The organism is Xenorhabdus sp. PB61.4, assembly GCF_963894935.1.
In the GTDB taxonomy this organism is placed as follows: Bacteria; Pseudomonadota; Gammaproteobacteria; order Enterobacterales; family Enterobacteriaceae; genus Xenorhabdus; species Xenorhabdus stockiae.
In genome coordinates, this window is the sequence record NZ_CAWQJR010000157.1 from 20736 (window position 1) to 39173 (window position 18438).

General features: G+C 39.8%; 21 protein-coding genes. 7 read left to right on the forward strand and 14 right to left on the reverse strand.

The features are described from left to right. Positions 1 to 58: 58 nt before the first annotated feature. The gene (gene rmf / locus AACX68_RS10435) at positions 59 to 217 is read right to left on the reverse strand and encodes a ribosome modulation factor (protein WP_086956221.1); all 159 of its coding nucleotides are present in this window, start codon (positions 215 to 217) and stop codon (positions 59 to 61) included. Positions 218 to 710: 493 nt separating this feature from the next. On the opposite strand from rmf, the gene AACX68_RS10440 reads away from it, so the two are divergent. Further along, positions 711 to 1655, forward strand: a complete 945-nt coding sequence (locus tag AACX68_RS10440; protein ID WP_228859082.1) for a Kdo(2)-lipid IV(A) acyltransferase — start codon at positions 711 to 713, stop codon at positions 1653 to 1655. 167 nt (positions 1656 to 1822) lie between these two features. On the opposite strand, the gene AACX68_RS10445 is transcribed toward AACX68_RS10440, so the two are convergent. Beyond that, entirely contained in the window at positions 1823 to 2275 is a 453-nt protein-coding gene (locus AACX68_RS10445) for a hypothetical protein (protein ID WP_228859083.1), read from the reverse strand. Positions 2276 to 2442: 167 nt separating this feature from the next. Here AACX68_RS10445 and AACX68_RS10450 point away from each other — a divergent pair, with 167 nt between their 5' ends. Continuing rightward, positions 2443 to 3222: a PhzF family phenazine biosynthesis protein gene (locus AACX68_RS10450; protein WP_228859084.1), complete on the forward strand. Its 780-nt coding sequence runs from the start codon at positions 2443 to 2445 to the stop codon at positions 3220 to 3222. A 56-nt stretch (positions 3223 to 3278) separates the two neighbouring features. Further along, positions 3279 to 3785, forward strand: a complete 507-nt coding sequence (locus tag AACX68_RS10455; RefSeq protein WP_228859085.1) for a DUF1543 domain-containing protein — start codon at positions 3279 to 3281, stop codon at positions 3783 to 3785. 60 nt (positions 3786 to 3845) lie between these two features. On the opposite strand, the gene lldD is transcribed toward AACX68_RS10455, so the two are convergent. The 3 genes from lldD to AACX68_RS10470 form a co-directional block, all read right to left on the reverse strand. Then, positions 3846 to 4997 carry an FMN-dependent L-lactate dehydrogenase LldD gene (lldD, locus tag AACX68_RS10460; protein WP_228859086.1) on the reverse strand — a complete coding sequence of 384 codons (1152 nt, stop codon included), beginning with the start codon at positions 4995 to 4997 and terminating at the stop codon, positions 3846 to 3848. Between the two features lie 195 nt (positions 4998 to 5192). After that, on the reverse strand, positions 5193 to 5765 hold the full coding sequence (locus AACX68_RS10465; RefSeq protein ID WP_228859087.1) for an RBBP9/YdeN family alpha/beta hydrolase: 573 nt from the start codon (positions 5763 to 5765) through the stop codon (positions 5193 to 5195). A gap of 267 nt (positions 5766 to 6032) precedes the next feature. Continuing rightward, the gene (locus AACX68_RS10470; RefSeq protein ID WP_228859088.1) at positions 6033 to 6584 is read right to left on the reverse strand and encodes an NADAR family protein; all 552 of its coding nucleotides are present in this window, start codon (positions 6582 to 6584) and stop codon (positions 6033 to 6035) included. Positions 6585 to 7023: 439 nt separating this feature from the next. Between AACX68_RS10470 and AACX68_RS10475 the strand changes: the two genes are divergently transcribed. Then, positions 7024 to 7947 (forward strand): AEC family transporter, encoded by a 924-nt coding sequence (locus AACX68_RS10475; RefSeq protein WP_228859089.1) that lies wholly within the window; start codon positions 7024 to 7026, stop codon positions 7945 to 7947. Between the two features lie 171 nt (positions 7948 to 8118). Here the strand turns inward: AACX68_RS10475 and dkgB are convergent, their stop codons facing one another. The 3 genes from dkgB to AACX68_RS10490 form a co-directional block, all read right to left on the reverse strand. Further along, positions 8119 to 8925 carry a 2,5-didehydrogluconate reductase DkgB gene (dkgB, locus tag AACX68_RS10480; protein ID WP_228859090.1) on the reverse strand — a complete coding sequence of 269 codons (807 nt, stop codon included), beginning with the start codon at positions 8923 to 8925 and terminating at the stop codon, positions 8119 to 8121. A gap of 137 nt (positions 8926 to 9062) precedes the next feature. Next, on the reverse strand, positions 9063 to 9503 hold the full coding sequence (locus AACX68_RS10485; protein ID WP_228859091.1) for a DUF2335 domain-containing protein: 441 nt from the start codon (positions 9501 to 9503) through the stop codon (positions 9063 to 9065). A gap of 90 nt (positions 9504 to 9593) precedes the next feature. Then, positions 9594 to 9797: a Cro/CI family transcriptional regulator gene (locus AACX68_RS10490; protein WP_228859092.1), complete on the reverse strand. Its 204-nt coding sequence runs from the start codon at positions 9795 to 9797 to the stop codon at positions 9594 to 9596. 98 nt (positions 9798 to 9895) lie between these two features. Between AACX68_RS10490 and AACX68_RS10495 the strand changes: the two genes are divergently transcribed. Further along, positions 9896 to 10606: a LexA family protein gene (locus tag AACX68_RS10495; RefSeq protein WP_228859093.1), complete on the forward strand. Its 711-nt coding sequence runs from the start codon at positions 9896 to 9898 to the stop codon at positions 10604 to 10606. A gap of 88 nt (positions 10607 to 10694) precedes the next feature. Here the strand turns inward: AACX68_RS10495 and AACX68_RS10500 are convergent, their stop codons facing one another. The 3 genes from AACX68_RS10500 to atoD are packed head-to-tail and all read right to left on the reverse strand — an operon-like array spanning position 10695 to position 13347. Continuing rightward, entirely contained in the window at positions 10695 to 12020 is a 1326-nt protein-coding gene (locus AACX68_RS10500) for a TIGR00366 family protein (protein ID WP_228859094.1), read from the reverse strand. After that, on the reverse strand, positions 12017 to 12682 hold the full coding sequence (locus AACX68_RS10505; protein ID WP_228859095.1) for a 3-oxoacid CoA-transferase subunit B: 666 nt from the start codon (positions 12680 to 12682) through the stop codon (positions 12017 to 12019). Before AACX68_RS10505 ends, AACX68_RS10500 begins: the two co-directional genes overlap by 4 nt. Positions 12683 to 12696: 14 nt before the next feature. Continuing rightward, entirely contained in the window at positions 12697 to 13347 is a 651-nt protein-coding gene (gene atoD, locus AACX68_RS10510) for an acetate CoA-transferase subunit alpha (protein WP_228859096.1), read from the reverse strand. Positions 13348 to 13534: 187 nt separating this feature from the next. On the opposite strand from atoD, the gene AACX68_RS10515 reads away from it, so the two are divergent. Both AACX68_RS10515 and AACX68_RS10520 read left to right on the forward strand, forming a co-directional pair. Further along, positions 13535 to 13816 (forward strand): hypothetical protein, encoded by a 282-nt coding sequence (locus tag AACX68_RS10515; protein ID WP_228859097.1) that lies wholly within the window; start codon positions 13535 to 13537, stop codon positions 13814 to 13816. A gap of 782 nt (positions 13817 to 14598) precedes the next feature. After that, the gene (locus AACX68_RS10520; RefSeq protein WP_228859098.1) at positions 14599 to 15192 is read left to right on the forward strand and encodes a lytic polysaccharide monooxygenase; all 594 of its coding nucleotides are present in this window, start codon (positions 14599 to 14601) and stop codon (positions 15190 to 15192) included. Between the two features lie 16 nt (positions 15193 to 15208). Here the strand turns inward: AACX68_RS10520 and AACX68_RS10525 are convergent, their stop codons facing one another. The 3 genes from AACX68_RS10525 to AACX68_RS10535 form a co-directional block, all read right to left on the reverse strand. Continuing rightward, positions 15209 to 15667, reverse strand: coding sequence for a lysozyme (locus tag AACX68_RS10525; RefSeq protein WP_228859099.1), 459 nt, complete (start codon positions 15665 to 15667; stop codon positions 15209 to 15211). A 668-nt stretch (positions 15668 to 16335) separates the two neighbouring features. After that, the gene (locus AACX68_RS10530; protein ID WP_339389323.1) at positions 16336 to 16791 is read right to left on the reverse strand and encodes a hypothetical protein; all 456 of its coding nucleotides are present in this window, start codon (positions 16789 to 16791) and stop codon (positions 16336 to 16338) included. Positions 16792 to 17509: 718 nt separating this feature from the next. Continuing rightward, positions 17510 to 18280, reverse strand: coding sequence for an N-acetylmuramoyl-L-alanine amidase (locus tag AACX68_RS10535; protein WP_228859101.1), 771 nt, complete (start codon positions 18278 to 18280; stop codon positions 17510 to 17512). Positions 18281 to 18438 lie beyond the last annotated feature (158 nt).

Sequence of the window (18438 nt, forward strand, 5' to 3'; positions counted from 1 at the left end):
ATTATGGCAGAGGTGATTTGTTATTAAAGTAACGGGTTATTGACTAAAGTCACAGCAATCAAACACGGTCTTCCATCGCCTGACGCCAACCCCCCAGCCAGTGTGAGCGGGCATCTAACGAATGGTAAGGGCAATTTTCCCGCGGTCGCCCTAAAATACCAGCGTGATAGCCCCTGGAAAGTGCACGTGCCAAACGATCTCTTTTTTGTCGTTTCATGTCTTACTTCCTCACTTACTTACTATGAAAATAAAACAATGAATGTTTCTTATTCAGAAGGCTTCCTAGTGATACTCCTATCTGAAATGAAGATCAAGCAAAGAAAGCCGTAAAAAAGTTATAATTTGACACTATGCCGGTGTAAGTGAATACAGTTAATAAAGCCAGCTGTAGCTTGAAAGATGGCGGGTATTTATTCCTGCGCTCTTGCTGCTAATCATGCTGCCTTCTGTACTCCCTACCCTGCTTCCATTCAACGAGGTAACACAACCATTTGAATATCATATCTGGTGATATCATAATCACCATCTGATACAGCAAGGCCAAAGCCGTAAGGATAACTGCTAATTTGCTATTGCTTGATTAACCATTTAGTGCCCTGATATTTCGATATTCCACTAAAAAGTGTCACAATAGCCCCATATTACTCCTGAGGCGTTATAAGACAGGTTTTTTTATAGTTCAAGAATTATCTTTAAGACACTGAAAACACATGATACAGACACCCTCTTTTCGTCGTTCACTTTTACATCCCCGCCACTGGCTGACTTGGTTGGGTATCGGAATACTTTATTTATTAGTCTTACTTCCCTATCCAGCGATTTACTGGATCGGAACCCGCCTTGGCCGGCTCTCACAGCGCTTTTTAAAAAAACGGACTAAAATCGCTGAGCGTAATCTGCGGCTCTGTTTCCCCGATATGTCACAGGAAGAACGGGATAAGTGGCTGGTCAAAAATTTTGAATCCGTGGGCATGGGATTACTTGAAACTGGTATGGCATGGTTCTGGCCTGATTGGAGAGTAAAGCGCTGGTTCAAAGTGACAGGACAGGAAAATATCCAGAAAGCGCAGACCACAGGTCAGGGGATCATTATTATTGGGATCCACTTCCTGACACTGGAATTGGGTGCTCGCATTTTCGGTATACTGAATCCGGGTGTCGGTGTTTATCGACCAAATGATAATCCGGTTCTGGACTGGTTACAAACCTGGGGGCGCTTACGCTCCAACAAATATATGCTGGACAGGAAAGATCTTAAGGGAATGATCCGCTGCCTGAAAAATGGTGAAATTGTCTGGTACGCACCAGATCATGACTATGGCCCACGTAAAAGTGTATTTGCTCCATTATTCGCAGTTGAACATGCGGCAACAACAACCGGGACTTCAATTCTGGTTCGATTATCGAATCCGGTTCTACTTCCTTTTACTCCGCGCCGACTACCAGATGGAAAAGGTTATGAGCTGATTATTCAACCTGCTGTAGAAAACTTCCCTGAAAAAGATGAAACAGAGGCCGCCGGATTTATGAATAAGATCATCGAGCAGGAGATCATGCAGGCGCCAGAGCAATATATGTGGTTACATCGCCGTTTTAAAACACGTCCCGAAGGTATGCCATCTTTATATGGTGATAATAGCGATAATATTCACTAGATACTCAGCCCCTTTCAGGTTACGTCTTTCTTGGCTATAAAGTCTCTGAAAGCCATTACATATCAATCATCATAACTTAAAAAATCAGGCTCTCACTCCAAAAGTGACAGCCTGATTTCTAAAAAAATATTAAGCTACAAAGTTAAATAGGTGGCTCAATGAACCATCTAATAAGCCCCTCCACAGGCATCCACGATCTCCATATTGGAATAGCCATTTCCCCATTTTTGTTCCAGCTTTTGTCTGGTTTCCCGGTAGCATTTGCGTTGGGTGGCTCGATTTCTGTCATGCATCGTTGCCCAGTCTTTGTCATTATGAGGAAATTTCAGTTTTTGATTATCCCAATCATAAGAAAACCCAAGATGTGCTTTTGAATCATCTTTTCGGACATATTTATATTTATCCGCTTCTTCTTCCCGTTTCTCAACCAGCGCGTTGTCTCGTGCCAGTTTATCAACCTGCCAGTTGTTAGTACCCAATCCTTCTCTTTTTTTCAGGTATTCTTCTGGCGTTTTGTTATCAACGGGTATATTACTTTTATAGCTAAAATCATGCGCGAACGCCTGAGAACAACCAATTACCATAAAAAAAAGCAGGCCGGTAATCCTTTTAAACTGCATAAATATCCTAGTGTGATTATAACTAAAAATCATTATTTAATAGTCATTCTCCACTGAGATCAACTACCAGTTATAGGTAGTTAGTAGGCCAAAAACAAATACCCCTTTACAATCAAAAGCAATTTCAACATGCTAGCTGAGATTTTTTTATGTAAAGTGAGTTTTTGATGTCTTCATACCCTATTTATCATGTCGATGCTTTCACAGAAAAAAACTTTTCCGGCAATCCTGCTGCTGTTGTCTTACTGGATGAATGGCTGTCAGACGAGGTACTTATCGCTATCGCTGCTGAAATCAATCTTTCAGAAACAGCTTTTTTAGTCGGTGATCACCTGCGCTGGTTTACTCCCAGAGTTGAAGTGAATTTATGTGGGCATGCCACACTGGCAACCGCTTTTGTCCTCGTTGAAAAATGTTCATACCAAAATAAATTAATTACATTTAAGACCCGTTCAGGTGATCTGCATGTGACTCATCAGGATGGTGTTTTTACATTAGATTTCCCTGCTGCTGATTGCCAGGAAGAAGCCACTCTGCTTCCTGTTATTCAGGATGCTCTGGGGCAAAAAATCAAAGCAGTATTTGCCTCCCATGATCGTTATATCTGTGTATTGGATTCTGCTGAGCAAGTCCGCCATATTCAGCCTGATTTCGATAAAGTCGCTTCCCTTCCTTTACCGGGACTTGCCATTACTGCTCCCGGCGATTCATCCACTGACTTTGTTTCACGCCATTTCGCTCCGGCGAAAGGCGTTAATGAAGATCCTGTCACGGGTTCAACACATTGTGTTTTAGCGCCTTTCTGGGGTAAAAGGCTTAATAAATCCATCCTCCGCGCCCGTCAGTTATCTGAACGGGGTGGTGATATATTGTGTGAAGTGCAAGGAAAACGTGTTTATCTGACAGGAAAAGCTAAACTATTTTCTTACGGTCAAATTGTGCTTTAAATCAATTATCATCTTGCTTCTGAGAGTAAAAATTAAAAAAAGCAATAAGGAAATGTATGACTCAGTTATATATGTTTTATCTTGGTGGAAATGCCGGAAAATCCAATATCGAAGTTCATGATGTCCAGTTTGTTGCTATAAATAAGGTTGAAGAAGCCTATCCCGTGTTACGCGATGTGTGGTTTGGTGATAAAGATAAACTTCATCTGGATGGCTATATGCCTGTTAGATGGGCAGATGGCTATGATATTTCTCTCAGCAAAAATGAATACGCCGGGGATTTACGACTTTATTTTGTAAACGTAGGTGGCTATCAAAACAATTCACTGGCAGAAGCCCATGAATACGGTTTTTTTGTTGGCCGTACAGATGAAGAAGCAAAAGAAAAAGCAAAAAAATATTTGCTTACTGGCTATGATCAATTACATAAAGATAATCTGAAAGATGTTGATGACTGCCTGCTTTTGGGGCAAGTAAGTGGCTACTATATTCATCTGACTGAAAACCCTAACGGGCTGCCTGATAAACCGGAATGGCAAGGGTATCGCCCAATCGGGATCTAATAAAAAAGAGTCAGCAGCTTCATACCTTGCTGACTCTGCTAACTTCAAACCAGTAGTAAGTTAAAACAATGGCCTCAGATTATTCACTAATAAATCTGAATTAATATCCGTGACAGATTTTGCTCCCGTCAGTGTCATAGCAACCCGCATTTCTTTATCAATCAATTCTAATAAGTTGGAAACTCCCGCTTCCCCCGCTGCTGCCAGAGCATACGCAAAGGCTCTCCCCAATAAAACACTATCAGCACCCAATGCAAGCATTCTTACGACATCTAACCCTGTGCGAATACCCGAGTCAGCCAGAATTGTAATGTCATTTTTAACAGCATCTGCAATAGCCGGTAAAGCTCTGGCACTAGAGAGAACACCATCCAGTTGTCGTCCACCGTGATTAGAAACAACAATACCATCAGCGCCAAAACGGACAGCATCTTTAGCATCTTCAGGATCAAGGATACCTTTAATAATCATAGGCCCTTGCCAAAAATCGCGTATCCACTCTAAATCTTTCCATGATATAGAAGGATCAAAATTGCTCCCTATCCACCCCATATAATCTTTCAGTTTGGTCGGCATACCACGGTATAGAGATATATTGCCAAGATCATGGGGCTTCCCCATCACACCAACATCCCACGCCCAACGCGGATGGGTGATTGCCTGTAAAAAACGCCGTATTGCTGCATTCGGGCCACTCATTCCTGAATGAGCATCGCGATAGCGAGCACCGGGAACAGGCATATCAGCAGTAAATACCAGATTTTTAACACCGGCTGCCTTTGCCCTTTCCAGAACATTACGCATAAAACCGCGATCTTTTAACACATAAAGCTGAAACCATATCGGGCGCTCGATTGCTGAAGCCACTTCTTCAATCGGACATACAGATACCGTAGATAAGGTAAATGGAATACCTTTTTTAGTCGCGGCACGGGCGGCCTGTACTTCTCCACGGCGAGCATACATACCACTTAAACCGACAGGAGCCAATGCCACGGGCATTGATATCTTCTCACCAAATAGACACGTTTCCAGATTCAGTTCAGACATGTCTTTCAACACACGCTGGCGCAGCTCAATATGAGATAAATCTTCGGTATTACGTCTCAGGGTGTGTTCTGCATAGGCTCCGCCATCAATATAATGAAACAGGAAAGGGGGTAGCTTATCCTGTGCCGCAGCCCGGTAATCAGTTGAAGCGGAAATAATCATGACCTTCACCTCTGCCCAAAATAAAATTAACGGCAATAATATTGTTTTGACTGATCATATTGCCCATGACCAGCACATCAGGCAACGTAATGCGAAACATAAAAATAGATAAACCTGTTCCACAAAACATCTTTTTTATCTGATGGCTGATGATAGTTTAGGCAAAATAACAGAAGTAAAGTGAGCTGATACTGTTCAACCGGATACCATTACTTTCAGGGCATCATAAACAGGCAACAAACGGATAAAACCTTCCCTGTCGAGAAAATGCCCTGCATTCTCAATATTAATAATTTCAGTTTGTAATGAATTAGCAAGAGCATGAGATGATTCGGGAGAGACAATTTCATCATTAGAAGAAATGATAGAAACACGGTGTGCTGTTACTTCACGTAAAAATGCATAATTCAATGGTTGAAGAGTAAAGCGTGTCAATTCCGGCAAGGTACTCTGTACTGAATCGAACCCTGAAACCAGAATATACCCACCAATTTTATCGGTTGTGGCTCTGATTGCTTCTAAGTGACGAAGAAAAGTCACACACCCAACACTATGACCAATAAAGATTGTATTACCATCCACATTGGGTGCAATCTCCATTAGCTTTCTGGCCCACGCTTCCGGTGTAGGTGATAGCGATTCAGGCATTTCCGGCACAATAACTTCTGCACCTTGTTCAGTCAGCACTTCTTTTAACCAGGGAAACCAATGTGATGAAGGTGAAGCAGTATAACCGTGAATAATAACAACTTTTTTACCAGAAAACATAGCCAGCTCCTTTATTATTGATGGTGTCATTGATTCTATACACAATGAATTTCAAGATGCATCGCGGCGGCAAGGGAGAGACAAATTTGTCGGGAACGAATTTGCCCAGCCAAAGGCTGGCCTCCGGTGAGAGGCAGGAGCCTCTCAGTAATCCCCAGGAGCATAGATAACTATTTGACTGGGGCGAACGAGCGCAGCCAACAAAGAGGCAACTTGAAAGACGAAGTGTATATCCTAATGAACAAGAGTGTCGGGCATATTCTATATTCACTCACCCTCGATTTTTAATTTTTCGCGCACAGCCATTAAAGCAAAGCCTAGTAAGTTCAAACCATTCCATGCTAAGGGATTATAAATATCAGGATTATCTTCTGCCATTCCTATACCCCAAATCCTATCTACAGGGCTGGCTTCTACTAATACCTTATCTCCCGTCCGCAATAAAAATGCCTCCATTGCCGGATTTTGAGAAAATTTAGCTATATTTCCATCAATAACAATCTTTGACCGATGCTCGTTCCAAATTGATTGGTTAAAGCCTATCACTTCCCGACCATAAGATTTCGCGGCTCCCGGATTTTTTGCATTAATAATTTTTTCCATTGTAGCAAAATCATTAAATAACCGGGCTTTCCCAGCCATCATATAATGTTCTGCACTAATATAACTGACGCCATCTACGACAAATTTCGCAGGATACCACTGGCTTAAGCATGATTTAGTGATGAGTTCAGTATGGTGGGTTTTATGCCCCCAGAAAAAGAGATATTTAATATCCTCTTTTGACTGATAAAGCTTACATAACGTTTTAATATCCATATTATTTCTCTGTAGTGAATAACTATATTAGTTTTATAACCAGATGCCTCTCTCATTGCTCGATTTTGTGACAGAGTTTACCGTAACAATAGCCAGAATGTATGATGATTTTATTGATATTCGGCTTGTAATTTCAGTACAATCCCCTGAAGTTACACACTTATTTTAATCAGCTCACACAAAACTAACTCGTTGAAAGTAAAGCAAGAGATAGAAGCCAAATCACTTATCATATTAATTTTATTGAAAAATAGAAAAACAACTAATGAGGATATCCCATATTACGGGGTTAACCTCCTCAACTACCTTAAACTCAGCACTAAAGGTTCAACAGGCCATTCTGTCCTATCTGGGATTAAAGTAGTATAGGATCTCAGATACCTCATAAGCCTGCTATTCTGATTAACGTGTATTGTTATTTCATCTTTTGAGGGGCTTTATGCTATTACAAATAATAATGGCTGCACTCGGGCCTATTGTTTTAGGTTTAGCGGTAGGTTGGCTGTCCGGTAAATATGGATTGATAAAACGTGAATATTCACAAGCATTTGCCGACTTTGTTGTTAAGATTGCCTTACCCTTTGCTTTATTTCTCGCAGCCGCAAAAGCACCACCATCAGTACTACTAAATATTAACTACTTATTAACGTTAGCTGTCGGGTTGATTGCATCTTATATTATCGGTTTTTTTGCAGGTAAGATTCTCTTCCGCCATGATAAAAAAGACTCGGCCATGCAGGCATTATCCGTTTCTTTCCCTGACATGGCTTACTGTGGGCCACCGGTATTATTGGCAACCGTCGGTTCATCCGGCCTGATTGCCATGATACTTGGGAATTTAATCTATACGATTATTATTATTCCTTTCACTTTGCTGATGATAAGTGACAGGCAACAAAATAGTAGCGTTTTAAAATCGGTTGGAAAAGCCATTGCTCAACCATTAGTGTTCTTACCCATTCTGGGGGCACTATTGGCAATTTTTGGCGTCAAACTACCGGAAATTTTGCAAAACTCCGTCGATGAATTAGGTAAAACGGCGGGTGGTGTTGCCCTGTTCTTCCTTGGCCTATTACTCTCAGGCATTAAATTAAAGATCAGTGTTGAAATCGTTTTTAACGTCTTCGTGAAAAACTTTGTACAGGCAGCTTTAGTCCTTGGTACAGGTCTCGCATTAGGTCTTCAAAGCGATATGCTGAAATCGGCATTTATTATCGGGTTTTTGCCAACCGCAACAGCAGTCCCTGCTCTGGCAATCACTAACAAAGCCTACACAGATACCTCCGCAGAAACTGTGTTACTCAGTACTCTTGCTGCCCTTATCTCTATTATCGGTGGTATTACCATCGTCGAAATGTTGTAAATCTACTTTACAGGTCATTGATCCCAATAAAATATTGGATATTTTAGCAAAATGTTTTTCAAATCGTTCTACCAGCCGAAAGGCGCAGATTCGTTGGTAGTGTAATATTTGAATATGTTTTCCCTCAGCAATGCTGAGGGATGGACCCAGTAAATGAACAGGCGGGAGTGATTAATTATCCCACTGAGGAGCAAGGCCTTCCGGATTAACGATACGTTCGTTACATTCAAGAGCAGCAATAGCGGCCATGTCATCTGCATCAAGTTTCAACGCGGTAGATTTTAAGTTGCTCGCTAAATTCTCTTTCTTAGTTGAAGAAGGGATCACGCTATACCCCAATGACATTGCCCAAGACAAAATGACCTGTGCAGGAGTCGACTGGTGTTTTTCGGCGATGCGACCGATAACCTCATCATGAATCGCTTTGCCATAAGCTAAAGTCATGTAAGAAGTGATATGAATACCATGCTCTTGTGCCCAAGCAGTAACATCACGATTTTGCAGATAAGGGGAAAGCTCAATCTGGTTTGTGGCAATATGTTCAGCGCCTACCGCATCAATAGCCTGTTGCATCAAATCAATGGTGAAATTTGAAACACCGATTTCACGTGTTAACCCCATTTCTTTAGCTTCCAGCAACGCATTCATTGTTTCTGCAACACTCACCACGTTATTTGGTGACGGCCAATGAATGAGTGCCAAATCCACATAATTCGTGCGCAGTTTCACAAGACTCTCTTTAAGGCTTGATATCACTTTTTCTTTGCTCAGATTTTCTGTCCAGATCTTTGTTGTAATATAAATATCTTCACGGGCAATACCACTTTCTTCTATCGCTTGGCCTACCGCTGCTTCATTTTCGTAAATCTGCGCAGTATCAATCGCGCGATACCCTAGCTCAAGAGCGTTTTTTACCGATGCTATGACAACATCATCTTTCAGACGAAAAGTACCTAATCCAAATGCAGGAACAGACATAATAAAATCTCATACCGTTAATGTTTAATTCGGGGGTTATTATCATGAGATCGTTTACTCTGAAAAAGAGCAATAAATGCAGAAGTCTTTTGCGTTTACTGCAACAATACTGGAATTACTGTCGAGTTTTGGCCGGATCATTTACTGCTTAACTTTCTTCCTATCACAAATACGGCTGCCAGCCCAATCAGATCAATGGTAACTAACGTTCCTGCAAATACCATTTCACCTCTGAATGCAAAAAATGTCGCAATAATTAAGATAAACATCGCAATGGAAAACCCCATCCACTGCCCTCTCCTCTCTTTTTTTATCATGCCATCCAGCGCCAATCTATTATTGTCATACTGAAATTTTTGCTCTTTCTCCCTGAATAATAATATTCTTTCAGTGCTTCCAGACAATATGGATTCGTAATCCCTTAATACATCGGGAGGAGGCAGAGGCCCGATGCAGGCCGAATATGCCTGATTTTCCAAATTCTTTTTATTATCCAAAATTTCCTGATAATCATTTGCGGGCATAATATCAAAAATACTCCCCATTGCTCTGAGATAACAACGAATGTGATAAGCCATATTTTCTCCGAAAGAATATACACAAAACAGATGAGAATAAAATCAACTAACTAATTAACAAGAATCAATAATTAATACTGCTGAAACTCATTATTTCCCTGATTCAGGTGGTTTCTGACTCGGAAATGGCCGACATTCTTCAGCTTTATAACTCCCATCCTCCTGACGGATCAGAAATATTTTTCGTCCGGCACGTAATGCCTTACTAATAGCAGTTTGATGAACTCCAATTAACTCCGCTGTTTTCGCCTGACCATTTTGTTTTACATATTCTGATAATGAAATCTTTTCCATATAGGCCTCCTGTATTTCAGAATAATATCCAAAGTATTAAATATTTCAATACTTTTAGTATTTACTATTTTAATAGCATTGGTATTAAAATGAGTTTTATGAAAAAGAAACTCACAGCAGAACAACTTGCAGATGCCAAACGCTTAAAAGACATATACGTGTCAAAGAAGAAACAGCTAGGTATCTCTCAGGAAAAATTCGCGGATGAACTTGGCAAGAGCCAGGGAGCAATCTCGCATTATCTTAATGGTACAAATGCGCTTAATTTGGAGATAGCCGCTTATTTTGCCAATAAATTAGAGGTCACAATCACAGATTTCAGCCCCACATTGGACAAACAGGCAAAGAAACTCTTAACCGCTGTTTATGGCAAGAATATTGCTCTGGTTGAGAAACCCGATACCTGCAAACAATACCCGCTACTCGACTGGGCAGATGCCGGCAATTGGTGTGAAGAACCCATATTGCCCTACAGTATTAATATTAAACAGCGGTACGACAGCACTGTTGAGTGCTCACGCCATGCTTTTTGGCTGGAAGTAAAAAATGATTCTATGACTTCACCAAATGGAATCAGTATCCCGCAGGGAATGCTCATTTTAGTAGACCCGAAAGTAAAACCCCTCGCTAATAAATTAGTTATTGCAAAACTTGAGGGTGAGGAAAAATTAACGTTTAAACAATTAATTATGGAAGGATATGATACATATCTTAAGCCACTGAATCCTCAGTACAGTATGATACCTCTCAGTGAGAATATTCATATTCTGGGTGTCGTAGTCGAAGCCAGAGTGGCGAAATTACCCTAAAACAAAAAATTATTTATACACAATGGATTTCAGGATGTATCGCGGCGGCAAAGGAGCGACAAAAACCGGCCACCGCGAAGTGTATCCTTTAATAAAACAAGGTAAGTCCTATAATAAATATCAGGCCGGAGAAAAGCAGCGCGGTGATGCAATAACCCATAATGTCGCGCACACCCAGACCTGCAATAGCCAGTGCCGGTAATGCCCAGAATGGTTGCGCCATGTTCATCCATTGCTCACCGTACGCAATAGCCATAACCGATTTACCTAAATCAGCCCCCAAAGCTTCAGCCGCAGACATGACAAACGGCCCCTGAATAACCCAGTGACCTCCACCAGACGGCACAGCAAAGTTAATTAGTGCAGAACTTAAAAACGTCATCATCGGGAATGTGTCTTTGTTGGCAACGCTAATAAAAAACTCAGTGATAAGCCTACCCAATCCTGAGCCTTCCATCATTAACTGAATACCGGCATAAAAAGGAAACTGCACCAGAATACCCGCAGTGCTTTTCGCCGCTGCACTTATCGCTCGCATATACGCCATCGGGGTTCTATGCAGTAATAAACCGGTCAGCAGGAAAATCATGTTGACTGTGTTGATGGTAATATTAAAACCATTGCTGAAGAAATATATGCCGAGGTAGGTAAATCCCAGTATTCCGATAAGCCCTGCGATAATACGGCTTTCTTCCATACGTTCAGATAACGGGGCATTTTCTGGCAATTTTTTCTGATAATCAGGCTCTTCTTCCAGCAAGACTGGATCGATTATCACAATATCCTCTTTCTTCGGCATCATCATACGGGTGACAAACGGCATCACAACGATAAGGCTGAGAGTGATAAAGATATTGTAACTGGTAAATAGGGTCTGGCTAATGGGTATCAGGCCTGAAATATGTTCAACCGGATTACCGGGAGTTGCTGCCAACAGCGGCATTGAGCCGGAAAAACCCCCTCCCCATGTCAGAAAGCCGATGTAAGCACAAGCAATCAGCAGCGGATAATCAGAGCCGGGTATCCTACGTGCTACTTCACGGGCAAACATCGCGCCGACAACCAGACCAAATCCCCAATTAATCACACAGGCAACGGAGCCAAAAAAAGTCACTAACATCACTCCCTGAGCAGGATTTTTTGCCAGTGAAGCAGTCAGCCTCAGAAAGCGCTTAACCGGATCGGAACTTGCCAGTGCATGTCCCGTGACTATAATCAGCGCCATCTGCATTCCGAAGGCAAGTAAGTTCCAGAAACCATCCCCCCACATTTTTGCCAGATCCACAGGAGTGCTGGGCGTCAACGATAGCGCAATGAAAAAGGTAAGTATGGTGAGTAACATGGCGAAGATGAGGGGATCAGGCAGGTAGCGGCTAACAATCCGTGTCATTATACGAGAAATGCGACCTATCATAGGCCATCTCCGATCACACCAGAAAACATCGGCTTTACATTAGGAGAGATGATAAATTCAGCCTCAGTTTTCACTTTGATAGTGTCAATGTCTATACCCGGTGCATACTCAAACAATATCATCTGATTATTTTCGAAACGGAATACTGCAAGTTCCGTGATCAATGTATCCACCGCATTTACTGCTGTCAGTGGCATAGTACACTCACGCAAAATTTTGGCTGAACCCTCTTTTGCACAATGTTCCATTGCAATAATCACCTTACGAGCCCCAGTGACCAAATCCATTGCACCACCCATACCCGTTATCCTTTTTCCCGGTATCATCCAATTAGCCAGATTCGCATTCTGGTCAACCTGCAAGCCCCCCAGTACACTGACGTCAATATGACCACCCCGGATCAGTGCAAAAGAAAAAGCACTGTCAAACATAGAAGCTCCCGGCAAGACACCACAGGGCTGCCCTCCTGCGTTCACCAAATCTTTATCGATCTGTGTAACAGGCCCCAAACCGAGAAAACCGTTTTCAGACTGTAGGGTAATATGCACTCCCTCTGGCAAATAGTTCGCCACCTGAGTCGGAAGACCAATACCAAGGTTAACGATATCTCCATCGTTCAATTCAAGGGCTACACGGCGAGCGATCAATTCTTTGACGTCCATGGTTAATTCCCTCTTTATTTAACAATGAGATAATCAATAATGGCCCCCGGCGTGACAATCTGATCCGGATCGAGAGAACCAACAGGAACAATTTCATCCGGTTCAACAAATGTAGTATCTGCGGCCAGAGCAATAAGCGGGTTAAAATTACGGGCGCTGAGATGATAAATCAGATTGCCGAAGGTATCGGCTTTATGGGCCTGAATCAGAGCCAGATCAGCATATAATGGCAGCTCCAGAAGATATTCACGACCATTGATCATTTTCTTCTCTTTTCCTTCTTCCACCATGGTTCCCACACCTGTTGGTGTTAGAAAACCACCCAATCCCGCACCAGCACAACGGATCCGTTCAGCCAGTGTTCCTTGTGGTATCAGCTGCACTTCCATTTCACCGGAAATCATGCGGCGGCCTGTTTCCGGATTAGTTCCGATATGAGAAGCAATGACTTTTTTTACCCGCCCATTGACAATCAAAGGCCCCAGACCAATATTAACGAGCGCAGTATCATTGGTAATAAGGGTCAAATCTTTTACCCCTGAATCAAATAACGCTGTAACTAAATGTGGTGGAGTGCCAACTGCCATAAATCCGCCAACCATAACGGTCATTCCATCGCAAAAGAATTCCTTTGCCTGCTCAATCGTTATTTGTTTATTTTTCATGTCACTTTCCTTATTAATAAAATCCTCTTCAACAATGAAATAATAAAGTGGATAAAAAAATATTAAATTTTAATTTTTCCACCCATAATAGAATAATTAAGACAACAAATTTTATTGAATCTATATAAATTGATAGAAATTAGCTTATTATGCGGTAATAAAATTTAAATACTGAGAAATTTATGACATGAAAATCCCAAACGAAAAAATAATTCTAAAAACAAATAATTGGATTGTTAATCATAGGATTGATTCATCCCTTCCTGGCTATGTGATACTACAATCCAGTCATAACCATATGAATATTTGTGATTTATCAAACAAAGCCATACAGGAAATGGGAATTCTTATGGGATATATTGAAAAAACCTTAAAAAAAATTATTTTTCCAAAAAACCTCTATATATACATAATGGATTTCAAGATGCATCGCGGCGGCAAGAGAGTGAATCCCCGGGAGCATAGATAACTATGTGACCGGGGTGAACGAACGCAGCCAACAAAGAAGCAACTTGAAAGACGAAGTGTATAAGAAGATATGGTCATACACCCAATACACCATTTCACTTTCATTTTATACCTGTATCACAATGGATATTGAATTTATTCTGGAGTGATGAACGTTATCGGATATTAGGTAATTTTGGGAAACCATCAGAGTCACACCTTACAGATGGAGCTGAACTCACTTTTTTTATTTGGCGTGAATTTTGCGATAAAGAAATTTCACCGCCAGTGCAAGGAATTTCTGTTGATGGGATTATTTCAGCACTAAAAATAGAACTAAAAAACGCAATAACCGTTTCATGAGAAAAATCATCCAGAAAATTCAATTAATAATCAAAGCATTAACCACCTAAAGATCGATGTTATCATGACAGGTTATGACACGTATTGTATTCAAATTTATAAAAAAAGAGAGCTATTTATTATCTGTTTATTGTATGCTAGATTCATGTAACATATATTATTATCAAAGTATGTTTTCACACACCCTCATTTGCTTATTATTCCTTAACCCTCCCTGTTTTCTGGGAGGGTTCTTTGTTATATATCCCCACCTTCTTTTAGAAATTCTCTCCTTCTATTATACCTGTAATATAAATTAAGTATTTATAACTTAATGATTTTGTTATAAACACTCATATGTATTACTGTATAAATCACATATATTTTATAATAGTGATTTAATATAACACATTAATAAATTTACTATTTTTACAGTCAAGCACGGAAAATAGGACTTTTATCATGAATATTAAAAAGCCATTATTGTTAGTAGGACTGACAGCTTTATTCACTACTCCTCTATTCGCTAATGCTGAGTCTCAGAATCGCCATGGCTATATAGAAAACCCTCCAAGCAGAGCCCTTCTGTGTAAAAAAGGAATCAATAAAAATTGTGGGCCTGTCATGTATGAACCCCAATCTGTTGAAGGCCCGAAAGGATTTCCTGAAGCAGGGCCACCTGATGGCCAGATAGCCAGTGCGGGTGTTGGACAATTCAAACAGCTCAATGAACAAAGCGCAGATCGTTGGCATCACGTTCCGGTTAATAAAGGACAAAATACATTTAAATGGCATTTAACTGCCCGACACAGCACGACATCATGGCAGTTTTTTATAACTAAACCTGACTGGGATCCGAATAAACCTCTTGCTCGCGCACAATTCGATCTTACGCCTTTCTGCACACAGGAAGATCATGGAAAACGGCCAGAACAGGAAGTGAATATTAACTGTGAGGTTCCTGAGCGCTCAGGCTACCACGTGATCCTTGGTGTCTGGACAATCGCTGATACATCCAATGCTTTCTATCAGGTCATTGATGCTGATATAAAATAGTTATCTGGGGTATTAATTATGTGCTGGTGAAAGAGCCAGCACATGATAGAAACATTTTTTGTTCGGATTTTCGACGGGCCAGTAACGCGGGTAATTCGTGCCCGTTGGCCTGATCCCATTTCAGAAATTCCTGCGCAGCACCTTGCTGATTACCCTCATTCAATTTTTTCAGTAACGTTGAACGAAGAAAATTACCAATACCCACATTAAAAATGAACGAACATAACGCATCGAATTGTCCCTGTGTTAAAGCTACCTTAACGAATCGTTGTAAGACGGCATAAATAGGGGTTAAATCTTCACGTAAAAATGCTTCTGCTTGTTGGCTGGTAATCACCTGACCGGGAACAACTCCTTTTGTATGTCCATAACCTATTGTCCAAGGCTCAGCGCCTGTCGCAGGATCTGGATAAGCTTTTAGCCTCAGGCCCTCATAACTTTTTATTGCATTGATGCCATTTTCACTGATTTCCATAAGCGCCCTCCAATAGTTGAACTCACTATCAGGTTAAAACTTATTCTTCTGGGTAAAGTATAGACAGATTAAAAAGTTATACGCATATGTCACAGTACAAATGGTGATAAATCAACAGGTTATAGTTACACAACCAACCAATTAAAACTTTAATTTCAATTGGTTACATGAAGTTACAAAAATATTTTAAATTTTAAAAAAATAATTTAATAAATACCTTGACTCTTTTCTGTTTGTGCATAAAATGCCACTCAGAATTTAGATTTTCGTGAAGTAAATCACAATTTATAAACTCTGAAAGGAAACCATCATGAAATCTGTAAAATCTTTCTTCTCCAATGTACATTGTGTTGTTATTCGTCTGTCAACAAAACGTTTCATGTAAAAAACTATGCCAATGCTGAAAAAATAAGCCAGTTAAAATAAAAAACTGGCTTTTTATTATTCAATTCTCAAAATAGTCTGACTGATTCTCTAAAATGTACTAATCGCAATGTGATCTATCACATTAGATTGAAAGGCATGATTCAGATGAATGGCTATGAGGAGCGGTAGCATGAAGAATTATTCAGTAGTTCGCAATGTTTCATAATAGAAATCCATTAACAACATAGGCTAATTTAACTCAATAACCTGATTTCTTTAGGTAAAATTTTATTCCGTATTACTCATCGTTTTTTGACACAGTACTCTAAAGAGAGAATATAAGCCCCCTTTAGGCTAGGAATATTTATTTTAGAAATAAAAAACTCATTTTTACCCGGTCTAAAATACCCCAATCCATGACCTTTCCCACCATATATTAAAGTGTTTTCACCTATCTCTAAGAGATCTTTTTTATTTAAGATGCCAAATTTAGTGATCAGAGTTAATTTAGGGCTGACAAATTCTTGAGGTTTTATTTCATGAATAATAAAACTCGCATTTTTATAAGAAACTGTAGCTGTATCCTGATTTGCAGAAAAAAAATACATCCCGCCACTCCTGAGAGTAGCATCATTCAATTCCTTATTTATTTTGCACAAATATTCGCCATCATAAGGTGATTTTGCCTCAGCGGTATTATATATGGCTGTAACTACCCCTACCGTCATGACAATCACAACTAACCGTACTCCCATCATAGGCTCCTGACAATCTTCGTAATGGTATATATTCGTCGTCTTTTAAGTTGCCTCGTTTTCTGGCCGCACCCTACCTCTGATGACTATCGTTATAAACATACAACCATAAACGCATAGTTATTTGTCTATGCTCCAGAAAATTTATTCTATTGCTACCACAACACAGTTTAAGATATTTTCAGCATAAAACACTTTATATAATCCATGGATTAAAAAAATCCATAAAGAAAACATTAAGATTAGATTAGCATTTACCAAAGAGCAAGGATGAAACAAAAAAGCATAACAATATATTCGATTAAAACAATAAATTTTACCTAAAATAGATATTACCTATAATTTATATTAATAATGGCATAGAGTTTAAAAAAGCACAGAATTAATAATTTCTATTATTATCAATAATTTAATTTATATGGAAAAGATATAAATGGAATTATATTCAGTGAAGTTTAGAATTGTATCCTGGCAGTAAAGGAAAAATCAGCTCAGTCAATGGCTAGTTTTTGGTGAGATTTTAATACATCTCTGGTCACCATATTTTATAAATAAGATGACCGGTTGAAGAGGTGTAGTCCAAAAGAGACAGCTTAAAAAATAAAGAGTGTAATTCGTTCTTATCGTTTGCCGGGACTGTATTTAATACAAACAAACTCTAAGATAAGACATTAATGAAAATTTCATAACATCATATTACGAATAATTGTTCTATTATTTCCTAGGCTTTGTGAAAATACTTTTCAACTAAAGCATATATAATTGCGATGGTTTCTATATCAGAAATTCCATCATAATTTGACTGGCGAAAGTGCATTTGAAATGCTTTAATCAAATTTTTAAAACCGTCATTATCATTCAAGTCAGGGACATCATAACCATACTGGCTAAATTTCTCCAGAATATCGGCTCTATCAGGAAAAGACTGGTTAAACTTTTTAATATATTTTTGTTTTACCTCTTCGTCATACCACGCTCCTACTCCTGCTTCATACAACTCTTTCCAGGGGAACGCAGGGCCAGGATCACTTTTCCTACCTACGGCAATATCAGAATGCCCGATAACATGAGTCGGGGTAATATCCGGGTATCGCTGTAGTATATTAATGACTAACTCCTTGATCGCATTAACCTGCTCTGGATGATAGGGTGGAAAAGTTATGACACCACAATTATCACTGGCTTCATTAATAATTTCTATGCCGATAGATGTATCATTCAGGTTATTTCGCCCTGACCAACTACTCATTCCCGCATGCCAGGCTCTTTCAGGCTCATCAACCAGATTAAAAATACGAATACTGTCAAATCCAGCTGCTTTATATGTTGGGTCATCAGGATTAGGCACTAAATAATGCGCACTGACCCCTTCACCCGTCAATGCCTCAATAGATTTTTCGAAATTTAATGCAGTGTAATGCATCACTAAAAAACGTGGACGTCGATTAAAACTTTTGATTGAACGGTATGAGTTATAATCAATTTTATACATAGATATGCTCCTTACCTTTTACTTATCTTATCGGTTAAATTGTTTTAAATGAAACACTCTGCCAAAAACAGCAGAGAATTAAATCCTAATAAATTAAAATTACATAAAATATCTATAATCACTGAATTAACTAAAATTATATTTCTGGCACTGCCAAT